Source organism: Paenibacillus sp. TY11 (genome assembly GCF_059772165.1).
The window spans coordinates 1-22,580 of record NZ_JCBAIQ010000011.1 but is presented as its reverse complement, the minus strand read 5'-3'; the positions used below and the strand labels follow the sequence as shown (position 1 = coordinate 22,580).

Here is a 22,580-nt window from a genome sequence, read left to right as displayed (position 1 = left end):
CTCACCTCCTTCTTAATATCCAGTTTTGTACCAATTGGTAAATGTGCTGGCTCAGTTTGTCGGCATCATGCCGTAAATACGTGCGGAACAGAACTAACGTATCTGCCACCACTTTATATCCCCGGTCGGTCAGCTCGCCCATATCTACTTGAACTGGCTTGGCTCCCTGCTCGGCATACATTTCCTGTACTTGGGGTGGAATTTCTCCGTTATTTACAATGACATAGTCGAAGAGATGGTGCCCTACATGCTCAAAAATCGCTTGCAGGTGATCTCCCACCGTATAACCATCGGTTTCTCCTGGCTGGGTCATAACGTTGCAGACAAATATTTTGATAGCGTCTGATTTCACTACAGCCTCAGCGAGCTTCGGCACAAGCAAATTCGGTAAAATGCTGGTATATAGACTGCCGGGGCCAATCAGAATCGCATCGGCTTCATTAATGGCTTCTACAGCCTCAGGCAACGGCTCCACGTGAGTCGGTTCAAGAAAGACGCGTTTGATTCGCCCGCCCGCTTCCGGGATCTTGGACTCTCCGGTAATCACCGTGCCATCCTCCATTTCGGCGCTCAGCACAACTCCTTCTTCGGCTGCCGGCAGCACACGCCCCCGGACAGCAAATACACGGCTAAGCTCACGCACCGCCGTTACAAAATCCCCCGATATATCGGTCATCGCTGCTAAAATCAGATTACCCAGACTGTGGCCTGACAATCCTGATCCCGCACCGAAACGGTATTTCAGCATATCTGACATCACTGGTTCCACGTCAGCCAAGGCAGTCAGCACATTGCGAATATCCCCTGGAGGGGGCATCTGCAGCTCACTGCGCAATATCCCGGAGCTTCCGCCATCGTCAGCGACTGTAACAATAGCCGTAATATCCAGCGGCTTTTGCTTCAAGCCCCGCAGCATGACGGACAAGCCGGTTCCGCCGCCCATAACAACAATACGTGGGCGCTCCCGTTGTGATCCGGTCTCTTTCATGATTTCACCTCATTAATGCCGGTCCCGATCAGCATCCCGATGCGATACAGAAACGGATTCTGTCTCGCTGGCACCCAGCATTTTTCCTAAATACTCCGATATTGCAACAGAACGATGCTTACCGCCAGTACAGCCAATACCGATAATGACTTGGCTTTTACCTTCTTTGCGATACTGCGGAATCAAAAAGTGTAACATATCCAGCAACTTGGTCAAGAACGCCTGAGTCTCAGGCCATTTCATGACATAATCATATACATCGCTGTCCTGCCCCGTATGGGGACGTAGTTGGTCCACATAGTGAGGATTAGGCAGGAAGCGCACATCGAATATAAGATCGGCATCAATGGGAATACCATACTTGAAGCCAAAAGAAGTAATGTTCACGGAAAGCATACTGCTTTCCATATGAGAAAATCGTGAAATAATCCTCGCCTTTAAGGTTGCAGGCTTCATCACACTTGTATCAATAACCTGTGTAGCCGAGCTTTTCAGTTCTTCCAACATCTTGCGCTCCAAGCGAATTCCATCCAAAGGCATACCATCTGGAGCAAGCGGATGACGTCGACGGCTTTCCTTGTACCGCTGTACGAGAACGCCGTCATTCGCATTCAAGAATAAAATTTCACAATGAATCGTAAAATGATCTTTAATATAATTCAACGATTCCGACAAGGCAGTGAAAAATTCTCGTCCGCGTAAATCAATTACGAGTGCCACTTTGCCTATTTTACCGTTAGACTGCTCAATCAACTCGGCAAATTTGGGAATCAGCACAGGGGGCAAATTATCAACACAGAAGAAGCCCAAGTCTTCCAGGCTCTGCACCGCAATGGTCTTCCCTGCGCCTGACATCCCCGTAATAATAATGAGCGTTGCCCACGGCGCAGCATTTTTTAGGTTGTCTGTCATATGGACTTCCCTCTCCTTCTGCTTCTTCGCTCTATGCCAGTACCTGTATTATCAGTAACCTATGTGATCAGGAACGTAGCAGCAAACCTGCAGCCCCTACGATACCCGCGTCATTGCCCAGCACGGCTGGAACAATAGATACCCCTTTCTGAAGCGGCTCAGGTGCCAGCTTGGCGTACACGCGACGCATCTCTTCAAACAAAAAATCGCCTGCTTTGGAAACACCGCCGCCTATAATAAACAACTCTGGATTAAGCACAGCGGCAACTGCTGCCATAGATTTCCCCAAATAAAATGCAGCCCGGTTCACGATACGCAGCGCGACTTCATCACCGGCTTTAGCCGCATCAAATACTTCTTTGGCGGCAATTTGATCTTCCAGCGCCAGAGAGGTACGATCACCACGTTCCACAGCGTCCTTGGCCATACGAATAATACCTGTTGCGGAAGATACGGTTTCCAAACAACCCAGTTTGCCGCATCCACACTGAATAGCCTCCAGGTCAGGTACGACGCTGATATGACCAATTTCTCCGGCCATGCCCGAGAAACCTTGATATATTTTACCATTAATAATAATGCCGCCGCCAACGCCTGTTCCCAGGGTATAGCATACGCAGTTATCTATGCCTTTGCCTGCTCCGGCCCAAGCTTCGCCAAGCGCGGCAACATTAGCATCATTGTCTATTTTTACAGGCTTGCCGATCCGTTCCTCCAAGAGCGCACGAATCGGTACGTCACGAAAGCCAATATTGGGGGCGAGGACAATAATACCATCGCGAACATTCGTAAAACCCGCAACGCCCGCACCGACACCCTTTAGTTGATCCCACTCATAAGGAGATTGCTCAACAATGTGCCGCACATATTTTTCGATATTACCGATGACAACGTCTACACCCTTATCGGTTTCAGTTGGTCCCTCGTATGTGTGCAAAAGCTGTCCGTCTTCATTACAAATGCCGACCTTAATCGCTGTACCGCCCAAATCGACACCCACATAGATACTTTCAGACATGTTCCAAGCCACCTTTATGTTTACTTAAAAACCTGGTATGAAAATATATGCTTAAAATTTCTACTTCATAATAGTAATCCTACGTTCCAACTATAATTGAAGCCCCCGTTACGGTCAAGGACACTTACTTGTTGAAAAGTGTACGATTAGCGGAACTTTTAACCTCATTCACCCATAAAAAGGAAAAAGCCTGTGCAAACGCAGCAGGCTTTCTCTTCCTGAACAAAAGACGCAGCATAACAGAGGTTTTCTTACACCTTCAAGTTAGCCATATTGTGTATTATAGACACTCTTTATTGATCCAGTGTTTCGCTCCAGTCATGAACAGCACTGCCTTCGAGATACTTCTCGCAGTCCATAGCCGCCATGCAACCCGTTCCCGCAGCCGTAATGGCTTGACGGTAACGGTTATCCTGCACGTCCCCACAGGCAAAAACTCCGGGGATGTTCGTTTCCGTCGTGCCTGGCTTCACTACAATATAGCCGTGATCGTCTGTATGGATTTGACCGTTCAAGAAACCTGTGTTTGGTGTATGCCCGATCGCTACGAACAGGCCATCTGCCTCAATCAGCTCATCCTGATTGGTCTCATTATTGTGTACCTTCAGACCCTTTAAGCCGGCTTCTCCCGTCACAACTTCCAGAGGAGTCCGATTTAATGCCCAATGTACTTTTTCATTCTCACGTGCGCGGTCTTGCATAATTTTAGATGCCCGCAACTCATCACGACGATGGACCAAGGTTACACTGGAAGCAAAACGGGTCAAGAAGCTCGCTTCCTCCATGGCTGAATCGCCACCGCCGACCACGACAATCTTTTTCCCACGGAAAAAGAAGCCATCGCAAGTTGCGCACGTGCTGACTCCGCGACCTACATTCTCCTGCTCACCCGGAATACCGAGGTATTTAGCGGACGCGCCTGTAGCAATAATGACCGACTCCGCCTCAATGATGCCTTTACCCTCTACCTTCACTTTAAAAGGGCGTTTGCTGAAATCCACTTCCTCTACCCAACCGGAAGTAAACTCAGCGCCAAAACGTTCGGCCTGCTTGCGCATGTTATCCATCAGTTCAGGTCCGAGGATACCTTGCTCAAAACCTGGGAAATTTTCAATTTCAGTCGTTGTGGTAAGCTGCCCACCGGGCTGCATCCCCTCAATGATCAGCGGATTCATGTTAGCGCGTGCCAAATAAATAGCGGCTGTGTAGCCTGCAGGACCTGTACCAATAATTATGGATTTATACATACGTTTGTTGCCTCCTTTAAGTGATGTTTGGAGCAGGTCTCAGACCTGCTTTTTAAACGTGGAGAGCGGCTGCTTCAGCTTCTGTTTGATACCACACACGCTGTCAATCTGACGTGCATAGCGACTTACGGTCGATACGGAAATACCATAGCGGTCGGCGACTTCCTGATAGGTGACTGAATGATGATGCATTTTGGCTGTCAAATATTCCAGCGCCGCTGCCCATCCCTCGGTATGCTGAACCATCGGGACTTCCGGAGCAAGCCGATCCAAATACTCCAGCCAAAGCGATCTCAAATCGTGCTGCATGGCCGGATCTGATGGCTTGCTCATGACGGTCAGTACCTTATCCAGCACTGCCTGCCATTGGGGATCGACCGGGGAAGCAGATACATCACCTTCGGTTGTATGTGGATCTTTTTCAACCTCCAACCGCTCAGAATGTTCTGTTTCCGAGGGCATTTTCTGCCCATCCTGCTCCGCCAGCTCTTGCAATACTTGCAAGGCACGGCGTTTCAGCTCACCCTCCTGATCCGGGTCTTCTACGAAGGACTCCAGTGCCTGACGCACCTCATCATCACCGATCAAGCTTAACGCCTGAATGACCTGAAGCTGAGTTGCCCGGTCTCCATGGCGCAAGGCCCAGAAGAAGGATGACCGGATTAGCGGGTCCTTCTTCATACTGTCAGGCACCTGGTCAGCGCCAAACTTCTCCCACATGCGGAATTGCTCCTCAAACGGGAGATGATAATGATAGCTGAGCACTTGCAGCGGTGTACCCTCCTGCTGGAGCTCCTCCAGCCGGGACAGGAAAAACCGCGGAACTTCCGAGGAAGCATCCTGCTTTTGCAAATGACTCCATAACCGCCGAGCTTCCGCATATCTTCCCGTATTGCTGGCAGCTACCGCCGTGTAATGGTACAAAGAAGCGTCAGCATTGTTCTCTCCATCGCCATGAAGCAACCTGCGGAAATGTCTGTAGGCCTCCTCATGGCGTCCGAGAATTCCCATGGTGGTCGCCAGCTTAAACACCTGCTCCTCCTGAAACGGTATAGTTACCGCCAAGGTTTGAACCAGACGATCCAATTCCGGGCCGCCGCCCTCGTGCTGATAAAAGATTGCCAAGTTGCACAATGCGTGTAAATTACCAGGCTCATCCTCCAGCACTTGAATAATGGTAGCCTTAGCATTTTGGAACAATCCCATGTAGTAATACGCCAGCGCCAGATTATTCCGCGCAGCGAACATATCCGGTTGTTCCTCCGAAATTTGCTTGAGCAATTGGGCTGCCTGAGCAAATTTCCCCTCCTCCAGCAGGACACGGGCCTGATCATGCTCGACCACTCCTTGCCGGGCCTTAATGCGGTTCAGCTTCGTTGGACGGTCCAGCTCATAATAGAGCAGCTCCATCATTTCCTCCGCCTCATCAAGAAACTGCCCTTCTTCGTCCTCCTCCAGGTACGTGACCAATGCTTTCTCCGCTTCTTCAAACTGCTCCATATTAGCGTAATTATTCGCCATATAGAAATAACACTCTGTCATCGACGAGTCTACGTCGCTCAGAACGGAGGACAGGATCTCATTCGAACCTGCATAATCCCCCATCTCTGATAATATACCCGCCATATTGCAATGATTCACCGGATTATCCGGTTCATATTCAACGGCTTTGCGAAAATATTTCAATGCCTTGTCATAATGATTGCGATCAAGCGAGCGCACAGCTTTCTCAAAAAAGAAAGATGCGTCGAAACGCAAAGCAATAATCTTAGGGCTAGGTTCCGAAACTCGCAGATGTTTCCCTTTCATAAATAACCAAGGCACCTCCTTTAAAAGTAACTGGCATGTTCATACCCTTCAGTATACCACAACTTCAAAACGACTTGACAGTCGATCCTACCTCATTCCAAAAAACGGATACCTACTCGTATACCGATAGATATGTATACAAGAAAATGCTAAATAGCCGAGCGCTTTGTCCCTGTAAAAAAAGGGAGCGTTCGGCTAGTCACTGGATACGACACTTAGACCAAATAAGCATAGTAATTAAAGCGTCAGCGGCACCAACGAGCGCTCGCGATGCTGAAATACGGCAAGCTGTCGATAGCCGACCTCATATAGTAGGGCGCGTGCCTTCTCTAAGTGCTCGGACAGCTTTGCCGGATCATGGGCATCCGAGCCTACGGTCAGCGGAATGCCTAGCAAAAAAGCTTCCTCCAGCATGCTACGGCTCGGGAACATCTCGGCACAGGGCTTGGAAAGCCCTGATGCATTCAGTTCCATTGCCTGACCGCTGCGGGCAACGGCTGAGAGTGCGGAGCGCTCCAGTTCACGCAGCTCCTCCTTTTCCTCTGGCTTCGGATGATAGCCGAAGCGCTTAATGACATCCAGATGACCCATGATGTCATACAAACCGGTAGCTGCTGCATTTGAAACCGCATCATAATACGTACGGTACACCTCCAGCACGTTTTTGCCTTCCCAATGATGTACCTGACGGAAGTCCGTGACATCCCACTCACCGAGAAAGTGGACGGAACCAATCACATAATCCCATGGGTACGCGGTGATGATGTCTTCGATTTCTCGTTCCCATCCCTCGATGTAGTCGCCTTCCAAGCCGACACGAATATCAATTTGCTCTTTATAACGTTCCTTCAGTTCCAAACATTCTTCCACGTATCGGGGCAGCTCATCCATAGGCATCGCCATTTTGGGGTAATAGTCGGCCGGTTTTACATGTAGCAACGGCATGTGATCGGACAAGCCGAGCTGATCCAGCCCCAGTCGAATCCCCTGCTGCACATACTCTTCCAGACTTCCTATTGCATGCCCACAGCGAGCATGATGCGTATGATAGTCAATTTTCATGCGTCCCTCCCCCTTTCAACACTACAACACCCGTTCTAATCACGGCGAGGACGTTCATGACGGCGATTCAGCTCAGCCAGCACGTCATCGAGCGGTAGTTTGCGCTCCTGCAACAGCACTAGCAGGTGATAAATCAAATCACTGACCTCCAGGCGCAGCTCCTCATTATCTTTATTTTTGGCGGCAATGATCGTCTCGGATGCTTCTTCGCCAACCTTTTTCAAGATTTTGTCTACGCCTTTATCAAAGAGATAGGTCGTATAGGCTCCTTCAGGACGTGTCTCTTCGCGCTCCTTAATAATCGCCTCCAACTGGGCAAGCACCTCAAAGCGGTCTGTTGTAGCGCTGGAAGTACCATTAGTTCGAGTTACCAACGCGTGGTCTCCTGCATTTCCTGCAACAGGTGCTACAGCCGTTCCTGGCGCGGAAATATCACGGAAAAAGCAGCTCGTTGCTCCTGTATGACAGGCAGGACCGCTCGGAATGACACGTACCAACAGAGCATCACCGTCACAATCCAGCTGGATGGAGGTGATTTTTTGCGTATTCCCCGAAGTTGCCCCCTTGTGCCACAGCTCCTGTCTGGAGCGAGACCAGAACCAGGTCTCTCCCGACTCCAAAGACAGTTTCAGCGACTCGCGGTTCATGTAGGCCAGCGTCAGCACCTGAAGCGTAGCATTATCCTGCACAATCGCCGAGACAAGACCTGCCTCATTCCAGCGGACATTATCCAGTATCTGCTCCAGAGATAGCTGTTGGTTCAAGTCGTTGCTCATCGTATCTCCACTCCTCTGCGCTTCAAATCCCGTTTTAGCTCAGGGATTCCTATTTCTTTATAGTGAAAAATCGTTGCCGCTAATCCAGCATCCGCCTTGCCCGCCGTAAACACGTCATAGAAATGCTCCTGTTTGCCTGCTCCGCCGGAAGCGATTACTGGAATCCCGACGGTATCCGACACCGCGGAAGTCAGTGGCAGGTCAAAGCCATCCTTGGTTCCGTCCGCATTCATGCTGGTCAGCAGAATCTCGCCGGCTCCCAACTGTTCAGCTTCCTTGGCCCAGGCCAAGGCACGGATACCGGATGGCGTGCGGCCTCCGTGCGTATATACTTCCCACTCGCCCCACGCCTCATTGTACTTGGCATCAATGGCAACAACGATACATTGTGAGCCAAAGCTGCGTGCACCCTCCGCAATCAGCTGAGGGTTACGGACAGCCGCCGTATTTACGCCGATTTTATCAGCTCCGGCACGCAAAATACGTTTCATATCATCGACATGAGATATCCCGCCACCTACGGTGAAAGGAATGGCAATCTCCCCCGCTGTCTGACGAACTACTTCTTCCATGGTGGCACGACCTTCAACTGAAGCGGAAATATCCAGAAATACGATTTCGTCCGCCCCCTCCCGGTCATAAAGCGCCGCCAGTTCCACAGGATCGCCTGCATCGCGTAAGTTTACAAAATTAACGCCCTTAACCACCCTGCCATCCTTTACATCCAAGCAGGGAATAATACGTTTAGCCAGCATGCCTACTCCCCCTATGCCTTTGCTACAGCTTGTACGGCGACCTGTAAATCAATGCTTCCTGTATACAATGCCTTACCCACAATAGCACCGCCTACACCTTCTTGCGCATAGGTGTTCAGCGTGATTAGGTCGTCCATCTTGCTGACACCGCCGGAAGCGATCACGGTTTGTCCACTGCTTTTCGCAAGAGCTACGATAGCCCCGACATTCGGGCCTTGCATCATTCCGTCGCGGGAAATGTCTGTGAAAATGAACGTTTCCGCTCCCTTGGAGGCCAATTCAGCAGCCAATTCGTCCGCTCGAACCTCCGAGGTTTCGAGCCATCCGCGCGTGGCTACATAGCCATTCCGCGCATCCAGGCCGATGGCGATCCGGTCACCATAGGTACCCAATACCGCTTCCGTAAAAGCACGGTCCTCAATAGCCGCCGTGCCCAAAATCACACGGCTCACGCCCAGCGACAATAGCCGCTCTACATGCTCACGTGTACGTAAGCCGCCGCCCACTTGTACAGGTACTTGCACCGCAGAAGCGATGCGCCCAATGAGCTCATCGTTCACCGGTTGACCTGCTTTAGCACCGTCCAAATCAACCAAATGAATGTAGGAGCCGCCCAAACGCTCCCATTCTCGGGCAACCTCCACCGGATTTTCGTTGTATATCGTCTCCTGGTTATAATCTCCTTGTACCAGTCGTACACATTTGCCATCGCGAATATCAATCGCCGGGTATATCGTGAACAAAGTATGACCCCCTTGTGAGCTATTCAACATCTATATACCTTCACATCAATCAACGCCAAAGTTGGCCGTACCACAAACCGCATACTGACGAGTACTTACGGTCGCTTTCCCGTCTCCGCCAGTTCCAAAAACTGACGAAGCAGCCGCATCCCCATTTCCCCACTTTTTTCCGGATGGAACTGCATGCCGTATACATGGCCCCTGCCAACGATAGCTGTTACGGGCCCGCCATAGTCAGTTACCGCCAGCAGATCACTTTCGACCTCCGGCTTCGCATGATAGGAATGCACAAAATACACATGTCCTTCCTCTAAGCCTCGCAGCAACGGGTGCTCCGGCTGTGTGATACGCAGACGATTCCAGCCCATATGCGGCACTTTAACGCCCAGATCAGGAGCAAATCGAACGACCTCTCCTGGTAAAATATTAAGCCCTTCATGACTGCCGTATTCTTCACCACGGGTGAACAACAGTTGCATTCCCAGACAAACACCAAGCAGCGGTTGTCCAGCACTCGCAACCTCCTGAATAACCCGATCCAATCCGCTGGAACGCAAATGCTCCATAGCGTCTCCGAATGCCCCTACACCCGGCAAAATCACACCGCTGGAGGAACGAATCACTTGGGCATCTCCCGTTACTACAGCCTCATAGCCAAGACGCTCGACCGCCTTGCTCACACTATGCAGATTGCCTCTGCCGTAATCCACAATGGCAATGGACATGGACTACAGCACTCCCTTCGTTGAAGGCACTCCCGTCACCCGCGGATCAATGGATGTCGCTTCATCCAGTGCACGCCCCAGCGCTTTGAACACCGCCTCAATCATATGGTGGGTATTTTGCCCGTAGTGAACGATGACGTGTAGCGTCATGCGAGCCTCCAACGCAAATTTCCATAGAAATTCATGCACCAACTCTGTCGAAAAGCTCCCTACCTGCTGTGACGGATACTCCGCACGATACTCAAAATGAGGGCGGTTACTCAGGTCAATGACAACCTGCGCGAGCGCTTCATCCATCGGTACAAAGACACTGGCATAGCGCTTGATTCCTTTTTTATCACCCAATGCTTCCAGCAAGGTTTGCCCCAGACAGATACCAATGTCCTCTACGGTATGATGATCGTCGATATCAACATCCCCTCTGGCCTGTACATTCAGGTCAAAGTGTCCGTGCTTGGTGAACAAATCCAGCATGTGATTTAGAAAAGGAACATCCGTTTCAATCTCGGCCTGCCCTGTCCCATCTACTGCAAATGACAGCTGAATATCGGTTTCGTTCGTCTTTCGGCTGACACTCCCTGTACGTTCTGTTACGTTATTTTCGTTCCCCATCGCCATCCACCGCCTTCTTTTCATTGTCCAATCGAACTTGTATCGCCCTTGCGTGGCCTTCCAGCCCTTCATGCCGGGCAAGCTGCATAATTGTCTCTCCATTGCGCAGCAGCGCTTCCTTGCTGTAATAGATCATACTCGACTTCTTGATAAAATCATCTATATCCACTGGCGAAGAAAACCGCGCCGTTCCATTCGTCGGAATAATGTGGTTCGGTCCTGCAAAATAATCGCCTACCGGCTCCGAGCTGTACGCTCCCAGGAAAATAGCTCCCGCGTTTTCGATCAGACCCACATGTTCCATCGGCTGCTCTGTCATGATTTCCAGATGTTCCGGTGCCAATCGGTTTACAATATGGATGCCCTCTTCCAAAGTGTCTACGACAATGATGGCCCCGTATGCCTCCACCGATGCAGCAGCAATATCTCTGCGCGGCAACTCTGCCAATTGGCGCTGTACCTCAGCTGATACTTCTTCGGCCAAGCGTTGCGAGGGCGTAACCAGAATGGCTGAAGCCATTTCGTCATGTTCCGCCTGCGAAAGCAGATCAGCCGCTACATAAGAGGCATTCGCTGTATCGTCAGCCAACACGACAATTTCACTCGGTCCCGCAATACTGTCGATATCCACCGCGCCGTACACCTCGCGCTTTGCCAGCGCTACATAAATGTTGCCGGGACCGCAAATTTTATCGACCGGTTCAATACTATCTGTCCCATAAGCGAGAGCGGCAATAGCCTGCGCTCCGCCAACCCTGTATATTTCCGTTACACCAGCCTCTGCCGCAGCTACCAGTGTATATGGATCTATCCCTGCCTTGCCGCCCGTCGCCGGGGGTGTCACCATGACAATCTCCGGTACACCAGCCACCTGAGCAGGAATGACATTCATCAGCACCGAGGATGGATAGGCCGCTTTACCGCCCGGAACATACACGCCTACACGTTTCAACGGTCGGATAATTTGACCGAGCAAGCTACCGTCCGGCTGTAAATCCATCCACGAATTACGTTTTTGCTTCATGTGAAAAGCACGGATATTATCCGCCGCCTCTCGAATCGCCTGTAAAAAAGAAGGCTCTACCTTGTCGTATGCCGCCTTCAATTCTTCCTCCGTCACACGAAGTTGCTCCGCCATCAGCGATACACCATCAAACGTTTCCGCATAACGCAGGACAGCCTCATCTCCCTCTTGGCGTACCGAATGAATAATGGTACGTACAGCCTCATTTTGCTCAGGTGTGCCGTAATCCACCTCCCGTTGGAGACTGAAATCACGGGCTGATACGATCTTCATTTGTCCATTCCCCCTTACTTGCAACTTGCAGAATGTTCATTTAACCATTGGCTTATTCCTTTAGTTCATTTACTCCTGGGGTGCCACCGCAGCTGGAATCACCTGATGCAATCGATCACACAATGCCTGAATCGAGCTGTTTTTCATCCGGTAGCTGACCCGGTTGGCAATCAAACGACTGGTAATATCCAGTATGCTGATCTGCTCGACCAATCCATTCTCCCGCAAGGTCTGCCCCGTTTCCACCATATCAACAATGCGGTCTGCCAGACCAATTAACGGCGCCAGCTCGATGGAGCCATTCAGCTTAATAACCTCCACCTGTTGGCCTTGCTCCCGAAAATACTGGGAAGCCACGTTCGGATATTTTGTAGCGACCCGCTGACGAATACCTGGCTGCCAATCCAATAAAGTAATCACCGACATCCGACAACGGGCAATCCCCAGATCCAGCAGTTCATACACATCCTTGTTTTCTTCCAGCAAAACATCCTTGCCCACAATGCCGATGTCCGCCGCCCCATACTCCACATACGTAGGAACATCGACGGGCTTCGCCATAATAAATTCCATTCCCAGCTCGGGCAGTGGAATGACCAACTTGCGCGTTTCGTCCACATCCAGTGGAATCGGAACCCCTGCCTGGCGAAACAGCTCGGAAGCCTGCTTATAAATCCGTCCCTTCGGCATGGCTACCTTTAATGTTTCCGTCATGGTAATTCCCTCCTTTGTACTGGCTGTCTACCTTCGACTGTATAGCTGTATACCTCTGCGTACAGGCCCTGCTGCTCACGACGTCGGTCTTCTGGTCCGCTCGTGAGCCCTGTCACCACAGTAAGACCTGTTGCACGTAGCTGTGCCGCTGCGGATAACGCCTCTTGGCGTCCCTGCTCGTCATAACGGATAAGTACAGGACGCTTCGTCTCAATCTGTATTCCATCCACACCATCGACGATCCGGTTCGTCTTCAATGCAAATCCCGTCGCAGGTACGGATCGACCAAACTGCTGAAGCAGATTGTCATAGCGACCTCCGTTGCATACCGGGAACCCGATTTCCGCCGCATAGCCCTCAAAAGTCATTCCTGTATAATATGAAAAATCCCCGATCATGGTAAGATCGATTAACACATGCTCAGATACGCCGTAAGCCTCCAGTACTTCCCACACCTCGCACAAATGCGCAATGGATTGAATCGTCTGCTGCTCCACACTAAGGCGGGTAGCCTGTTCGCAAATTTCTTTTCCACCGCGCAGCCGAAGGATAGCCTCCAGCTTATCCCGATGTTCGGGACCCAAGCCCAAAGCTTCAATCGCTGTTCGGTAGCCCACTACATCACGACTGAGCAACAGTTCCTTTAGCGCTTGCTGTTCGGCCTGACGACCAGGAATGATTTCCTCAAATAAACCGTTCAGGAATCCCACATGCCCCATGGCAATTTTAAAAGAAGTAACTCCTGCAGCCTGCAACGATGCAATCGCCAACGCTACAACTTCTGCATCAGCCTCAGGCGAATCATCACCTACCAGCTCCACACCCGTTTGAAAAAACTCTGCTTCTCTTCCTGCCTCTTCCTCAATGGCCCGAAATACATTTGCGTGATAGGAAAGCCGGAGTGGTACTTCCTCTTCCTTTAGCAACGAAGATACCACCCGTGCAATGGGAGCGGTCATATCAGATCGCAGCACCAACGTAGTCCCCCGGTTATTGAGCAATTTAAACAGCTTCCGATCGGAAGTAGAACTAGCCACTCCCACCGTATCGTAGTATTCCATCGTAGGCGTCATAATCTGACGGTAACCCCAACGCTCCATGCATTCGAGTACATTGAGTTCAATGGCCCGCAGCTTCGACACTGCACGTGGAAGATAATCTCGAACCCCTACAGGAATCTCGAATCCTTTTGGCTTAGACATCTCTATCACCTCATGATTTCACAATATCTTTATCATGGTAAAGTGCTAACAAACTAAAGTATATTCGATATATTATCATGCCCTACTTGTGAACGTCAACCGAACGGAGTAGCCCATTTTTACAGACACGTCAAGACGTTGCCCCTCTCTATATTTTATCCAATGCAAAATGCATGAACCCTAAAAAAAGACTGCCAGCCTTTCAGCCAACAGTCCATGTCAAAATATTTAGCTATTTACCTGTTCATCTTTACTCTGGGACGGAAACTTCGGAACCGTGCCCAAACCGATCCATGAAAATGGTACATATCGAAAACACAACGTCACAATCAGCCATGAGCCAAACAGCGCCAACAACCATCCACCGGCAACAAAGAAGATATATTCTACCGGCGTTCCATGCAAATCCAGCTTGCGGTATACCCGCAGTAACGCCGGGTGAAGTAAATAAATACCGAAAGAGCATGCTCCCAGCCAACTGATTAACATTCGCAGCCTATCGTTAGTATGACGATATATTAAAACCGAGAACTGAAACAGCACCAGCGCAGATACGAGGGCATGTGCGTTACGGAGCAGTTCATAGATCAGCGAGTCTGCATAGATGGCTTTGCCATATGCTACAAACCATATTTGCACATAAGCTATACCCAGGAGTAGCCAAGCCACCCACAAGGCCCACCAACTGATCAACTGACCGCGACCAACTGCCGTACCTGACACCGGAAAAAACCACTTTTTAAACCCTTCATATCCAATCGCGACAGCTGCACCCAAGGCAAAATAACTGATATACGTAATCGCAAGACTTCCTCTTTCCTCTTGCCAAACGTATTTGTTCAGCAGTACAAACCCCCATTGAATGACTAACCCTACTGTCAAAATGACTAAGGCTGCTCTCCGTGGGCTCGATATCCAATGGCGTAAACGCTGCACTCCCCACAGCAACAGCGGAAAGACCAAATAAAATTGGATTATGATGATGACATAATACAAATGCGTGTACGCCTTTCCCGTTAACAGCACAAGCGGAAGATCACTGAGCGGCATCAGCCCGCGTGTCACCAAGGTCAAATAGTACATAAGAGAAAACAAAACGTAGGGTAACACAATAAACATCAGTCTTTTTCGAAAAAACACAAGCATATTCTTACCATGAAGCGGCCTATCGACATAATTGTAAAATAAAACAAACCCGCTCACAAAAATAAATACTGGCACCGCAAAGCTACTAAACACATTTAAAAATAAAAAGGGATAAAACAATAGCGAATGACGCGCATCAATCAAAGCCATTGAAGTCGCATGAATGGTAACAACGGCTGCTATTAACATTCCCCGATAAATATCAAGCTCTGGTATACGTTCTTTTTTAGCCAAATCAACACGCTCCCATATCACCTTGCAAATATGTCTATTATCAAGTTTTAAACATAACTAACATGCATTACCCCATTTATTATACAGAAAAACAGCGCAAGAAAGACCCCTTAATACATAAGGGGCCTTTCTTGTTGTGCTATTTACTACTCATCCACACCAGTGCGTTTTAAATCACGCAACGGATTGCCACCTACAAATGCTCCTGCAGGCACGTCTTTATGCACGACCGCTCCGGCCGCTACTATAGCTCCATCACCAATGGTGACACCCGGCAAAATGGTTGTGTTTGCGCCGATCAGCACGTGATCCCCGATTACCACTTTACCGATACGATACTCCTGTATGAGGTATTCATGAGCCAGTATAGTCGTGTTATATCCAATGACCGAATTGTTCCCTATCGTAATATGCTCCGGAAAAAACACATCCACCATCACCATCAGACCGAAGGCCGCATGTTGGCCCACCTTCATCCCAAGTATTCTGCGGTAAATGACGTTTTTCAGAGAAAGCACAGGACAATACCGGGCAATCTGTATAAAAATGAAGTTTTTAATGCCTTTCCAGCGGCTCACCGTCCGATAAATCTGCCACAACGCATTGGGACCTTCTACGGGATAGCGGTTTACCTTTCTCACGATACATTTACACCTTGAAGCTCCAGCTTCAGCAAATCCCGCATATCATGCAATATGTAGTCTGGCCCATATCCGCGCAGAGTTTCCTCACCCTTGAGCGACCAGGCTACACCAGCAGATTTAGCACCTGCCGCCTGAGCTGATAAAATATCAAAGGAACTGTCTCCAACCATCAATGTGTGCTCTGCCTCAGCGTTCAAACCAGCCAATGCCTTGAGCACTGGCTCAGCGTGTGGCTTCGGATGCTCCACATCGTCTACCGTCACAATATAGTCCATAGAGGAGGTCAGATTGAACAGATTAAGTACACGTATCGTGGATGGTCGTATTTTAGTTGTCACAACCCCTAGCTTAATTCCTCGCGCACGCAACTCCTGAATAACCTCAATGACATACGGAAATGGCTTCACCATTTGATCATGGTGAATCTGATTATAAGCACGGTAGTCTTTAACTAGTTCAGATACATCCGTTAATCCCGAAAAAGTACGGAGTTGATCATCCAGCGTTCCACCCATATGGGGAATAATATGCTCCCGAGTCAGCGGGTCAGCATCCGGATGATTCAAAATGTGTAAAAATGTGCTGATAATCAGCTCATTCGTATCCATAATGGTACCGTCTAAATCAAACAAAATCGTATTTATCATAGATGCTCCTTCTTGTCCTCGTCCGTGTCTTCCTTAGGTAGCTTATCCGCCGTGGCTGTTGGAGGGACCGCATCTTGTCCTGGACGGGATACCTGTTCTGGCGTCACGTCAGGTACCTGATCAATCCCCGCCTTGCTGGAGACAATCGGATCGCTATACAGCGCAACAGATGTCCCTTTCCGGCGACGAATCAAGATGAAAATCACGGCAGCTACAACAATGAAAATAGGGAGTAGTTGCGAGATCCGTACATTACCGTAACTCGGGTCCAGATGCCCTGGTTCAAACCCTAGCCACACCATAGGTGACCACAGAGCATTCACAAAGGAAGCCAGCCAATCCGGCCCCTGAAAAGCCAAACTGTCTGTCCGTACACGCTCGATGAAAAAACGGCCAATCGAGTACCAAATGAAATAAAACGCAAACATTTCGCCCGCACGTACAAATTTCATCCGTCGAATAACGAGCAGCAAAATCACACCTACAATACTCCACAGTGATTCATACAGGAATGTAGGGTGGTGGAATACCCCATTAACGTTCATTTGATTTACAATGAAATCCGGCAGATGCAGTTGATTCCGCAAAAACGTTTCTTCCGTCGGTCCACCGTAGGCTTCCTGATTAACAAAATTACCCCAACGTCCAATCGCTTGACCAATCAATAGACCCGGCGCACAAATATCAGCGATACGCCAGAAATTATACCCTTTGTAGCGGAAATAAATGACCGCACATATAATGGCACCGATCAAGGCACCGTATATCGCAATACCGCCATTCCAAATTTTAAAGACATCCCATAGATTATCTCGGTAGTCTTCCCATTTGAAGGCTACATAATAAATACGCGCTCCAATAATAGCCGATGGAACACCCAGAAGCAGCATATCCATAAAGAAATCCTGCGGAATACCGAATCTTTTTCCTTCACGGATGGCGAGATATAAACCCACAAGCGCCGCCAGCCCCAAAATAAGCCCATACCAATGGACCTTAATTGCCCCGATTGAAAAAGCGATCGGATTCAGCAGTAATGTTGCCGTTGACATATGTTTCTCTCACTCCTTGTTCTTCCTTGCAAACGAACGAACCTTAATCCATCTCTTCCATATCTTCAGAAATCGTAGCAGTCAGCTTGTTTGTAAATTGCAGGGCAGCATTAACGCCCATTTGTTTCAAACGATAGTTCATCGCCGCCACCTCGATAATAACAGCCAAGTTTCGGCCCGGACGAACTGGGATCGTAACCAGTGGAACATCTGTATCAATAATGCGTGTCGTTTCCTCATCGAGACCAAGACGGTCATACTGTTTGTCCTGCTGCCATGCCTCCAGACGGACAACCAATGTAATCCGTTTGTTATTACGAACTGCACCAGCACCAAATAGCGTCATCACATTAATAATGCCCACGCCACGAATTTCCAACAGGTGACGGATCAGCTCAGGTGCTGTACCATGCAGCTGAAAATCGGACGTTTGCCGAATTTCTACCGCATCATCTGCTACCAAGCGATGTCCACGTTTAACCAGTTCCAGTGCCGTTTCACTTTTACCAATTCCACTACTGCCTGTGATAAGCATTCCCACGCCATAGACATCACACAGTACACCATGAATAGTCGCCGTAGGAGCCAGCTTTCTTTCGAGAAAACCTGTAATGCGACTTGATAAAATCGTCGTCGCCATATTGGTTCGCAGTACGGGAATATCTCGCTCCGCGCTTGCCTCCACTAACTCAGCAGGTACCTCCAGACCACGTGTGATGATGATACATGGAGTCAGCTCTGTACACAGACGCTCCATCCGATCCCGTCTCTCCTCAGGAGGCAGCATACCCAGAAAGGCCAACTCAGACCTTCCCAAAAGCTGTACCCGCTCCTGTGTATGGTATTCAAAATACCCGGCCATCTCCAGACCTGGACGATTCAAATCGTCCACTGTGATCAGTCTGCGCAGACCCTTTTCACCGGAAATAACCTCCATTTGAAACTGCTGTACAAGCTCGGATACCTTTACCTGTTTAGCCATTGTATTCTCCCCTTCATCTGCAAAACCGGATTCTATACGTCATTTGATTTATGTAACTTTACCCTATTAACCATACAGCCCAACGCCAGTCTATCCTGCGCCAGTCCACACTTCACTTGATTCAACAATATGATTCCAGGTTACCTCTATTCCGACAGTTGGATTGATCCAACCTAGGACTCCTGCCAACGAACCTTGCCTGAACCTAGACCTGTACCATTGTACCCATCGTATCGGAATTTTCCAATGAATGCAATGCCGAAGCTGGTAGCTGTATACGATATACAAAAAGAGTCGCAGTTCTCCGCTTGGGGAAAACTGCGACTCTCTTCCAGAGGCTGATCTTATTCGCCAACCAGAACACTCAATTCCGATTCCTTATCAAAAATATGAACCTTGTTCATATCAACAGCCAACTTCGCTTTAACACCATCACGAGTATTGGAGCGTCCGTCTACACGGGCAATAATCGTATCGTTTCCAGCACCGCTCAGGTACAACAGCATTTCATGACCGAGATTTTCCGTTACATCCACAGTGGATGTAAAGATCGTATTCGGAGAAGCCTCCAAGAATACAGGCTCTTCATGAATATCCTCAGGACGGATACCCAAGATCACTTCTTTGCCGATATAGCCCTTCGCTTTTAAAATCTGTCCCTTACCTTCAGGTACGAACAGATCCAGACCTGGTGCAGTGAAATGTAATGCACCGTCTTTTTCAACCAGCTTACCCGTGATAAAGTTCATCGTAGGAGAGCCGATAAAACCAGCTACAAACAGATTCACTGGACGGTTGTACAGTTCATCTGGGGATGCAGCTTGTTGGATAATACCATCCTTCATAACGACAATCCGATCACCCATCGTCATGGCTTCAATCTGGTCATGTGTTACATAGATACAAGTGGTTTCAAGGCGTTTAACCAGTTTAGTGATTTCAGCACGCATTTGACCACGAAGTTTAGCATCCAAGTTGGAGAGCGGCTCATCCATCAGGAAGACTTGAGGATCGCGGACGATCGCACGGCCCAGAGCGACACGTTGGCGTTGACCACCGGACAGCGCCTTAGGTTTACGTTCCAGCAAGTGCTCGATATCGAGGATTTTGGCAGCTTCGCGTACTTTCTTGTCGATTTCTTCTTTCTTCACTTTGCGCAGTTTCAGACCGAACGCCATGTTCTGGTACACGCTCATGTGCGGATACAGGGCGTAGGATTGGAATACCATCGCGATATCGCGGTCCTTTGGAGCCACGTCATTCACAACACGATCCCCAATGTACAATTTACCATCTGAAATTTCCTCCAGACCAGCAATCATACGAAGTGTAGTAGACTTCCCGCAACCGGAGGGACCAACCAATACGAGGAATTCTTTATCTCGAATGTCCAAATTGACATCAACAACCGTAGCTTTATCTGCACCCGGATATTTTTTGAAAATATGCTCTAAACGTACACCAGCCATAGCTTCTGCCTCCCTAAGATCAAGTTATGAAATCGAATACATTTCTTACTTGTATCTTACCCTAGTCCACGTAGCGTGGCTATTCGCAAACTGCACAAAGATGCTATTTCCTTTTTGTCACTTTGTACAATAGCAGATAGAGCTTGACCAAAACTGCATCATTAAACGTCCGCACGTCCAATCCGGTCTCCTGTTTGATCTTGTCCAAACGGTAAATCAATGTATTTCGATGCACATAGAGACGCTTAGCTGTCTCACTCACATTACAATCCAGTTGAAAAAAGATATCTAATGTAGCCATCGTTTCTGAGTCTTCCAGTATGACAGATGATTTCATTACCTGCTCTAAAAATAGTACGCGTTGTTCCTTGGGAATGCGGCTTAATAGCCTTTCTAAATGAAGCTCCCATGAAAAGTGGATGTGCTCTGTTACATGAAAAATCTTGCCCAGATGTATCGTCTCCCATAACAAATTCAGCTCTTGGGAAAGACTTTGCAAAGGGATCGAAGGCTTAGAAACCGCCAAATGGAATACACCCACCCACTCATTCGCAATAAGCTCATATAGGCCCAAGCTAAAAGCCGTAAGAACCTCTTCCAGCGATTCCGTAAAATCTGCATCCCTGGACTCAGTGTCTTTATCCCGTTCATCGTCCGCTCCTAATAAAAGCTCCTTTTTAGCCATAATCAGCCAAGACTGTTCGTCCAATGGAGTAAGTAACACATCCCCTCCAAAATAGCTCGCGAACAATCGATGGAGCTGCGTATAAGTAATAGCCCCCTCCTGTGTTCCCTCTCCATTCAGTAAAATCGGAACCATACACGCTGATAGCGAATCACGAAGCTGCAATTCATCAGGAACCTCTTCTTCCCTGTTTAGATTGGCAGCCTGCTGTATGAGCCATTGTCCAAAACGATTCATCCGCTCTTCCTCGCTATAAACCGGGTTATCTGACAATTGTGGACCGTTCTGCCAGACCTGCTCCATGTTCCCCAATAGCGCTTCTACCAGTTTCCGTTCTCGATCCGTCAAATATCTGGCCTCTACCACAAAGGTAGCCAGTTCACCTGCTGACGCACGAAACGGAAAATATAACTTGTTGTCACGTACAAACGATCTATTCGGAATAACTGAATCGGCTGTCTCTCCCTCTGCCATCATTTCCGGGCACCAAGGCACTATGGTAAAAGGCGCTTGAATAATATTCTGAAGCTGTTGTTGAATCCATTCTGTATCCAGAGTCACGCGATCACCACTTCACTTTTTTTTAGAATATAGAATAAGCACTAAGCGAATATAATGAACTCATTATAACCTGTCGATACCGTAAAATAAAAAAGCTATATAAAAACACAACTTAAAATAATACAAAAAAGCCATCAACCTATAGTTGATGACTTCTGATGAGCCATGAAGGACTCGAACCTTCGACACCCTGATTAAAAGTCAGGTGCTCTACCAACTGAGCTAATGGCTCGTAAAACTGGTGGAGGATGATGGATTCGAACCACCGAACCCGTAAGGGAGCAGATTTACAGTCTGATGCGTTTGGCCACTTCGCTAATCCTCCATATAAAGGTGGCTCGGGACGGAATCGAACCGCCGACACGAGGATTTTCAGTCCTCTGCTCTACCGACTGAGCTACCGAGCCATACCCATTAACAAAAAAATAAAGTGCGGAGGGATACCCCTTCCCACTTTAGTACGGTAAAACTATTGAATTGAAAAATGGCGGAACTGACGGGATTCGAACCCGCGATCTCCTGCGTGACAGGCAGGCATGTTAGGCCTCTACACCACAGTTCCCTAGATTTTTCAAAATTCAAAAATGGTGCCGGCGAGAGGACTTGAACCCCCAACCTACTGATTACAAGTCAGTTGCTCTACCAGTTGAGCTACACCGGCACAATGGTGGAGGCTGAGGGGATCGAACCCCCGACCCTCTGCTTGTAAGGCAGATGCTCTCCCAGCTGAGCTAAGCCTCCTGGGTATGTATGGTAGCGGCGGAGGGGATCGAACCCCCGACCTCACGGGTATGAACCGTACGCTCTAGCCAGCTGAGCTACACCGCCATAACATAATATTTCGCTAGCTTGTCCTAAATGGCGGAGAGAGAGGGATTCGAACCCTCGCACCACTTTCGCAGTCTAACCCCTTAGCAGAGGGTCCCCTTATAGCCACTTGGGTATCTCTCCATATAAATGGACTCGCTTAGCAAAACTCCGCAAGTTATTCTGTATCTCACCAATGTGATTTGGAATATCAAGCGCAATTTCAAGGTTACACCCTGAAAACTGGATCCGAAACTCATTTGCGTTTTATCTTAGGATAAGCCCTCGACCGATTAGTATTGGTCAGCTCCATGCATTACTGCACTTCCACCCCCAACCTATCTACCTCGTCGTCTTCAAGGGGTCTTACTAATTGGGAAATCTCATCTTGAGGGGGGCTTCACGCTTAGATGCTTTCAGCGCTTATCCCTTCCGTACATAGCTACCCAGCGGTGCTCCTGGCGGAACAACTGGTACACCAGCGGTACGTCCA

At 48.9% G+C, this 22,580-nt stretch carries 21 protein-coding genes, 8 tRNA genes and 1 rRNA gene; all 30 read right to left on the bottom strand.

The features are described from left to right. Position 1 precedes the first annotated feature (1 nt). A complete protein-coding gene (gene mgfK / locus AC6EJC_RS14060) occupies positions 2 to 988 on the bottom strand; it encodes a gluconeogenesis morphogenetic factor MgfK (RefSeq protein WP_023986485.1) in 987 nt (328 codons plus the stop codon). Positions 989 to 1,000: 12 nt separating this feature from the next. Beyond that, positions 1,001 to 1,900, bottom strand: coding sequence for an RNase adapter RapZ (gene rapZ / locus AC6EJC_RS14055; RefSeq protein ID WP_444954496.1), 900 nt, complete (start codon positions 1,898 to 1,900; stop codon positions 1,001 to 1,003). Positions 1,901 to 1,967: 67 nt separating this feature from the next. Next, positions 1,968 to 2,918, bottom strand: a complete 951-nt coding sequence (locus AC6EJC_RS14050) for an ROK family glucokinase (RefSeq protein ID WP_444954495.1) — start codon at positions 2,916 to 2,918, stop codon at positions 1,968 to 1,970. Positions 2,919 to 3,211: 293 nt separating this feature from the next. After that, entirely contained in the window at positions 3,212 to 4,165 is a 954-nt protein-coding gene (trxB, locus tag AC6EJC_RS14045) for a thioredoxin-disulfide reductase (RefSeq protein WP_444954494.1), read from the bottom strand. Positions 4,166 to 4,204: 39 nt separating this feature from the next. Further along, entirely contained in the window at positions 4,205 to 5,974 is a 1,770-nt protein-coding gene (locus tag AC6EJC_RS14040; protein ID WP_444954493.1) for a tetratricopeptide repeat protein, read from the bottom strand. A gap of 237 nt (positions 5,975 to 6,211) precedes the next feature. Beyond that, complete coding sequence (gene hisJ, locus AC6EJC_RS14035; protein WP_444954492.1) at positions 6,212 to 7,036, bottom strand: histidinol-phosphatase HisJ; 825 nt, start codon at positions 7,034 to 7,036, stop codon at positions 6,212 to 6,214. 35 nt (positions 7,037 to 7,071) lie between these two features. Then, positions 7,072 to 7,812, bottom strand: a complete 741-nt coding sequence (hisIE, locus tag AC6EJC_RS14030; protein WP_444954491.1) for a bifunctional phosphoribosyl-AMP cyclohydrolase/phosphoribosyl-ATP diphosphatase HisIE — start codon at positions 7,810 to 7,812, stop codon at positions 7,072 to 7,074. Continuing rightward, entirely contained in the window at positions 7,809 to 8,567 is a 759-nt protein-coding gene (gene hisF, locus AC6EJC_RS14025; RefSeq protein ID WP_013308248.1) for an imidazole glycerol phosphate synthase subunit HisF, read from the bottom strand. The genes hisIE and hisF overlap by 4 nt, the downstream gene beginning before the upstream one ends. 11 nt (positions 8,568 to 8,578) lie before the next feature. After that, positions 8,579 to 9,310: a 1-(5-phosphoribosyl)-5-[(5-phosphoribosylamino)methylideneamino]imidazole-4-carboxamide isomerase gene (gene hisA, locus AC6EJC_RS14020; RefSeq protein WP_444954490.1), complete on the bottom strand. Its 732-nt coding sequence runs from the start codon at positions 9,308 to 9,310 to the stop codon at positions 8,579 to 8,581. A 95-nt stretch (positions 9,311 to 9,405) separates the two neighbouring features. Next, positions 9,406 to 10,035, bottom strand: a complete 630-nt coding sequence (gene hisH, locus AC6EJC_RS14015; RefSeq protein ID WP_444954489.1) for an imidazole glycerol phosphate synthase subunit HisH — start codon at positions 10,033 to 10,035, stop codon at positions 9,406 to 9,408. Between the two features lie 3 nt (positions 10,036 to 10,038). After that, positions 10,039 to 10,647 carry an imidazoleglycerol-phosphate dehydratase HisB gene (gene hisB / locus AC6EJC_RS14010; RefSeq protein ID WP_061830248.1) on the bottom strand — a complete coding sequence of 203 codons (609 nt, stop codon included), beginning with the start codon at positions 10,645 to 10,647 and terminating at the stop codon, positions 10,039 to 10,041. Continuing rightward, positions 10,631 to 11,944 carry a histidinol dehydrogenase gene (gene hisD, locus AC6EJC_RS14005; RefSeq protein WP_444954488.1) on the bottom strand — a complete coding sequence of 438 codons (1,314 nt, stop codon included), beginning with the start codon at positions 11,942 to 11,944 and terminating at the stop codon, positions 10,631 to 10,633. The genes hisB and hisD overlap by 17 nt, the downstream gene beginning before the upstream one ends. A 69-nt stretch (positions 11,945 to 12,013) precedes the next feature. Next, on the bottom strand, positions 12,014 to 12,658 hold the full coding sequence (hisG, locus tag AC6EJC_RS14000; RefSeq protein ID WP_444954487.1) for an ATP phosphoribosyltransferase: 645 nt from the start codon (positions 12,656 to 12,658) through the stop codon (positions 12,014 to 12,016). Further along, positions 12,655 to 13,860 (bottom strand): ATP phosphoribosyltransferase regulatory subunit, encoded by a 1,206-nt coding sequence (locus tag AC6EJC_RS13995; protein WP_444954486.1) that lies wholly within the window; start codon positions 13,858 to 13,860, stop codon positions 12,655 to 12,657. The genes hisG and AC6EJC_RS13995 overlap by 4 nt, the downstream gene beginning before the upstream one ends. 228 nt (positions 13,861 to 14,088) lie before the next feature. Beyond that, positions 14,089 to 15,240 carry an acyltransferase gene (locus AC6EJC_RS13990; protein ID WP_444954485.1) on the bottom strand — a complete coding sequence of 384 codons (1,152 nt, stop codon included), beginning with the start codon at positions 15,238 to 15,240 and terminating at the stop codon, positions 14,089 to 14,091. A 146-nt stretch (positions 15,241 to 15,386) separates the two neighbouring features. Further along, entirely contained in the window at positions 15,387 to 15,881 is a 495-nt protein-coding gene (locus AC6EJC_RS13985) for an acyltransferase (RefSeq protein ID WP_444954484.1), read from the bottom strand. Continuing rightward, positions 15,878 to 16,531 carry a pyrophosphatase PpaX gene (ppaX, locus tag AC6EJC_RS13980; protein ID WP_444954483.1) on the bottom strand — a complete coding sequence of 218 codons (654 nt, stop codon included), beginning with the start codon at positions 16,529 to 16,531 and terminating at the stop codon, positions 15,878 to 15,880. The genes AC6EJC_RS13985 and ppaX overlap by 4 nt, the downstream gene beginning before the upstream one ends. After that, positions 16,528 to 17,583 (bottom strand): prolipoprotein diacylglyceryl transferase, encoded by a 1,056-nt coding sequence (gene lgt, locus AC6EJC_RS13975; protein ID WP_444954482.1) that lies wholly within the window; start codon positions 17,581 to 17,583, stop codon positions 16,528 to 16,530. Before lgt ends, ppaX begins: the two co-directional genes overlap by 4 nt. Positions 17,584 to 17,626: 43 nt before the next feature. Then, complete coding sequence (hprK, locus tag AC6EJC_RS13970; RefSeq protein ID WP_013308232.1) at positions 17,627 to 18,565, bottom strand: HPr(Ser) kinase/phosphatase; 939 nt, start codon at positions 18,563 to 18,565, stop codon at positions 17,627 to 17,629. Between the two features lie 344 nt (positions 18,566 to 18,909). Then, positions 18,910 to 20,034 carry an ABC transporter ATP-binding protein gene (locus tag AC6EJC_RS13965; RefSeq protein ID WP_444954481.1) on the bottom strand — a complete coding sequence of 375 codons (1,125 nt, stop codon included), beginning with the start codon at positions 20,032 to 20,034 and terminating at the stop codon, positions 18,910 to 18,912. 103 nt (positions 20,035 to 20,137) lie between these two features. After that, a complete protein-coding gene (locus tag AC6EJC_RS13960; protein ID WP_444954480.1) occupies positions 20,138 to 21,280 on the bottom strand; it encodes a PucR family transcriptional regulator in 1,143 nt (380 codons plus the stop codon). A gap of 159 nt (positions 21,281 to 21,439) precedes the next feature. Continuing rightward, a tRNA-Lys gene (locus tag AC6EJC_RS13955) sits at positions 21,440 to 21,512 on the bottom strand. Positions 21,513 to 21,519: 7 nt separating this feature from the next. After that, positions 21,520 to 21,605 (bottom strand) — tRNA-Tyr (locus tag AC6EJC_RS13950). A 9-nt stretch (positions 21,606 to 21,614) separates the two neighbouring features. Next, a tRNA-Phe gene (locus AC6EJC_RS13945) sits at positions 21,615 to 21,687 on the bottom strand. A 78-nt stretch (positions 21,688 to 21,765) separates the two neighbouring features. Further along, positions 21,766 to 21,842: transfer RNA gene (locus AC6EJC_RS13940), tRNA-Asp, on the bottom strand. A 23-nt stretch (positions 21,843 to 21,865) separates the two neighbouring features. Further along, a tRNA-Thr gene (locus tag AC6EJC_RS13935) sits at positions 21,866 to 21,941 on the bottom strand. 4 nt (positions 21,942 to 21,945) lie between these two features. Continuing rightward, positions 21,946 to 22,021 (bottom strand) — tRNA-Val (locus AC6EJC_RS13930). Between the two features lie 10 nt (positions 22,022 to 22,031). After that, positions 22,032 to 22,108 (bottom strand) — tRNA-Met (locus AC6EJC_RS13925). A gap of 31 nt (positions 22,109 to 22,139) precedes the next feature. After that, positions 22,140 to 22,231, bottom strand: a tRNA-Ser gene (locus tag AC6EJC_RS13920). A gap of 129 nt (positions 22,232 to 22,360) precedes the next feature. Next, a 23S ribosomal RNA gene (locus AC6EJC_RS13915) occupies positions 22,361 to 22,580 on the bottom strand; the annotation flags it as partial.

Coding starts and splice junctions, on each gene's coding strand:
- hisJ (WP_444954492.1), bottom strand. CDS start 7,036: ATGAAAATTGACTATCATACGCATCATGCTCGCTGTGGGCATGCAATA.
- AC6EJC_RS13995 (WP_444954486.1), bottom strand. CDS start 13,860: ATGTCTAAGCCAAAAGGATTCGAGATTCCTGTAGGGGTTCGAGATTAT.
- hisB (WP_061830248.1), bottom strand. CDS start 10,647: ATGGGGAACGAAAATAACGTAACAGAACGTACAGGGAGTGTCAGCCGA.
- rapZ (WP_444954496.1), bottom strand. CDS start 1,900: ATGACAGACAACCTAAAAAATGCTGCGCCGTGGGCAACGCTCATTATT.
- lgt (WP_444954482.1), bottom strand. CDS start 17,583: ATGTCAACGGCAACATTACTGCTGAATCCGATCGCTTTTTCAATCGGG.
- hprK (WP_013308232.1), bottom strand. CDS start 18,565: ATGGCTAAACAGGTAAAGGTATCCGAGCTTGTACAGCAGTTTCAAATG.
- trxB (WP_444954494.1), bottom strand. CDS start 4,165: ATGTATAAATCCATAATTATTGGTACAGGTCCTGCAGGCTACACAGCC.
- mgfK (WP_023986485.1), bottom strand. CDS start 988: ATGAAAGAGACCGGATCACAACGGGAGCGCCCACGTATTGTTGTTATG.
- AC6EJC_RS13965 (WP_444954481.1), bottom strand. CDS start 20,034: ATGGCTGGTGTACGTTTAGAGCATATTTTCAAAAAATATCCGGGTGCA.
- hisF (WP_013308248.1), bottom strand. CDS start 8,567: ATGCTGGCTAAACGTATTATTCCCTGCTTGGATGTAAAGGATGGCAGG.
- AC6EJC_RS14040 (WP_444954493.1), bottom strand. CDS start 5,974: ATGAAAGGGAAACATCTGCGAGTTTCGGAACCTAGCCCTAAGATTATT.
- hisIE (WP_444954491.1), bottom strand. CDS start 7,812: ATGAGCAACGACTTGAACCAACAGCTATCTCTGGAGCAGATACTGGAT.
- ppaX (WP_444954483.1), bottom strand. CDS start 16,531: ATGATAAATACGATTTTGTTTGATTTAGACGGTACCATTATGGATACG.
- hisG (WP_444954487.1), bottom strand. CDS start 12,658: ATGACGGAAACATTAAAGGTAGCCATGCCGAAGGGACGGATTTATAAG.
- hisH (WP_444954489.1), bottom strand. CDS start 10,035: ATGTCCATTGCCATTGTGGATTACGGCAGAGGCAATCTGCATAGTGTG.
- AC6EJC_RS14050 (WP_444954495.1), bottom strand. CDS start 2,918: ATGTCTGAAAGTATCTATGTGGGTGTCGATTTGGGCGGTACAGCGATT.
- hisD (WP_444954488.1), bottom strand. CDS start 11,944: ATGAAGATCGTATCAGCCCGTGATTTCAGTCTCCAACGGGAGGTGGAT.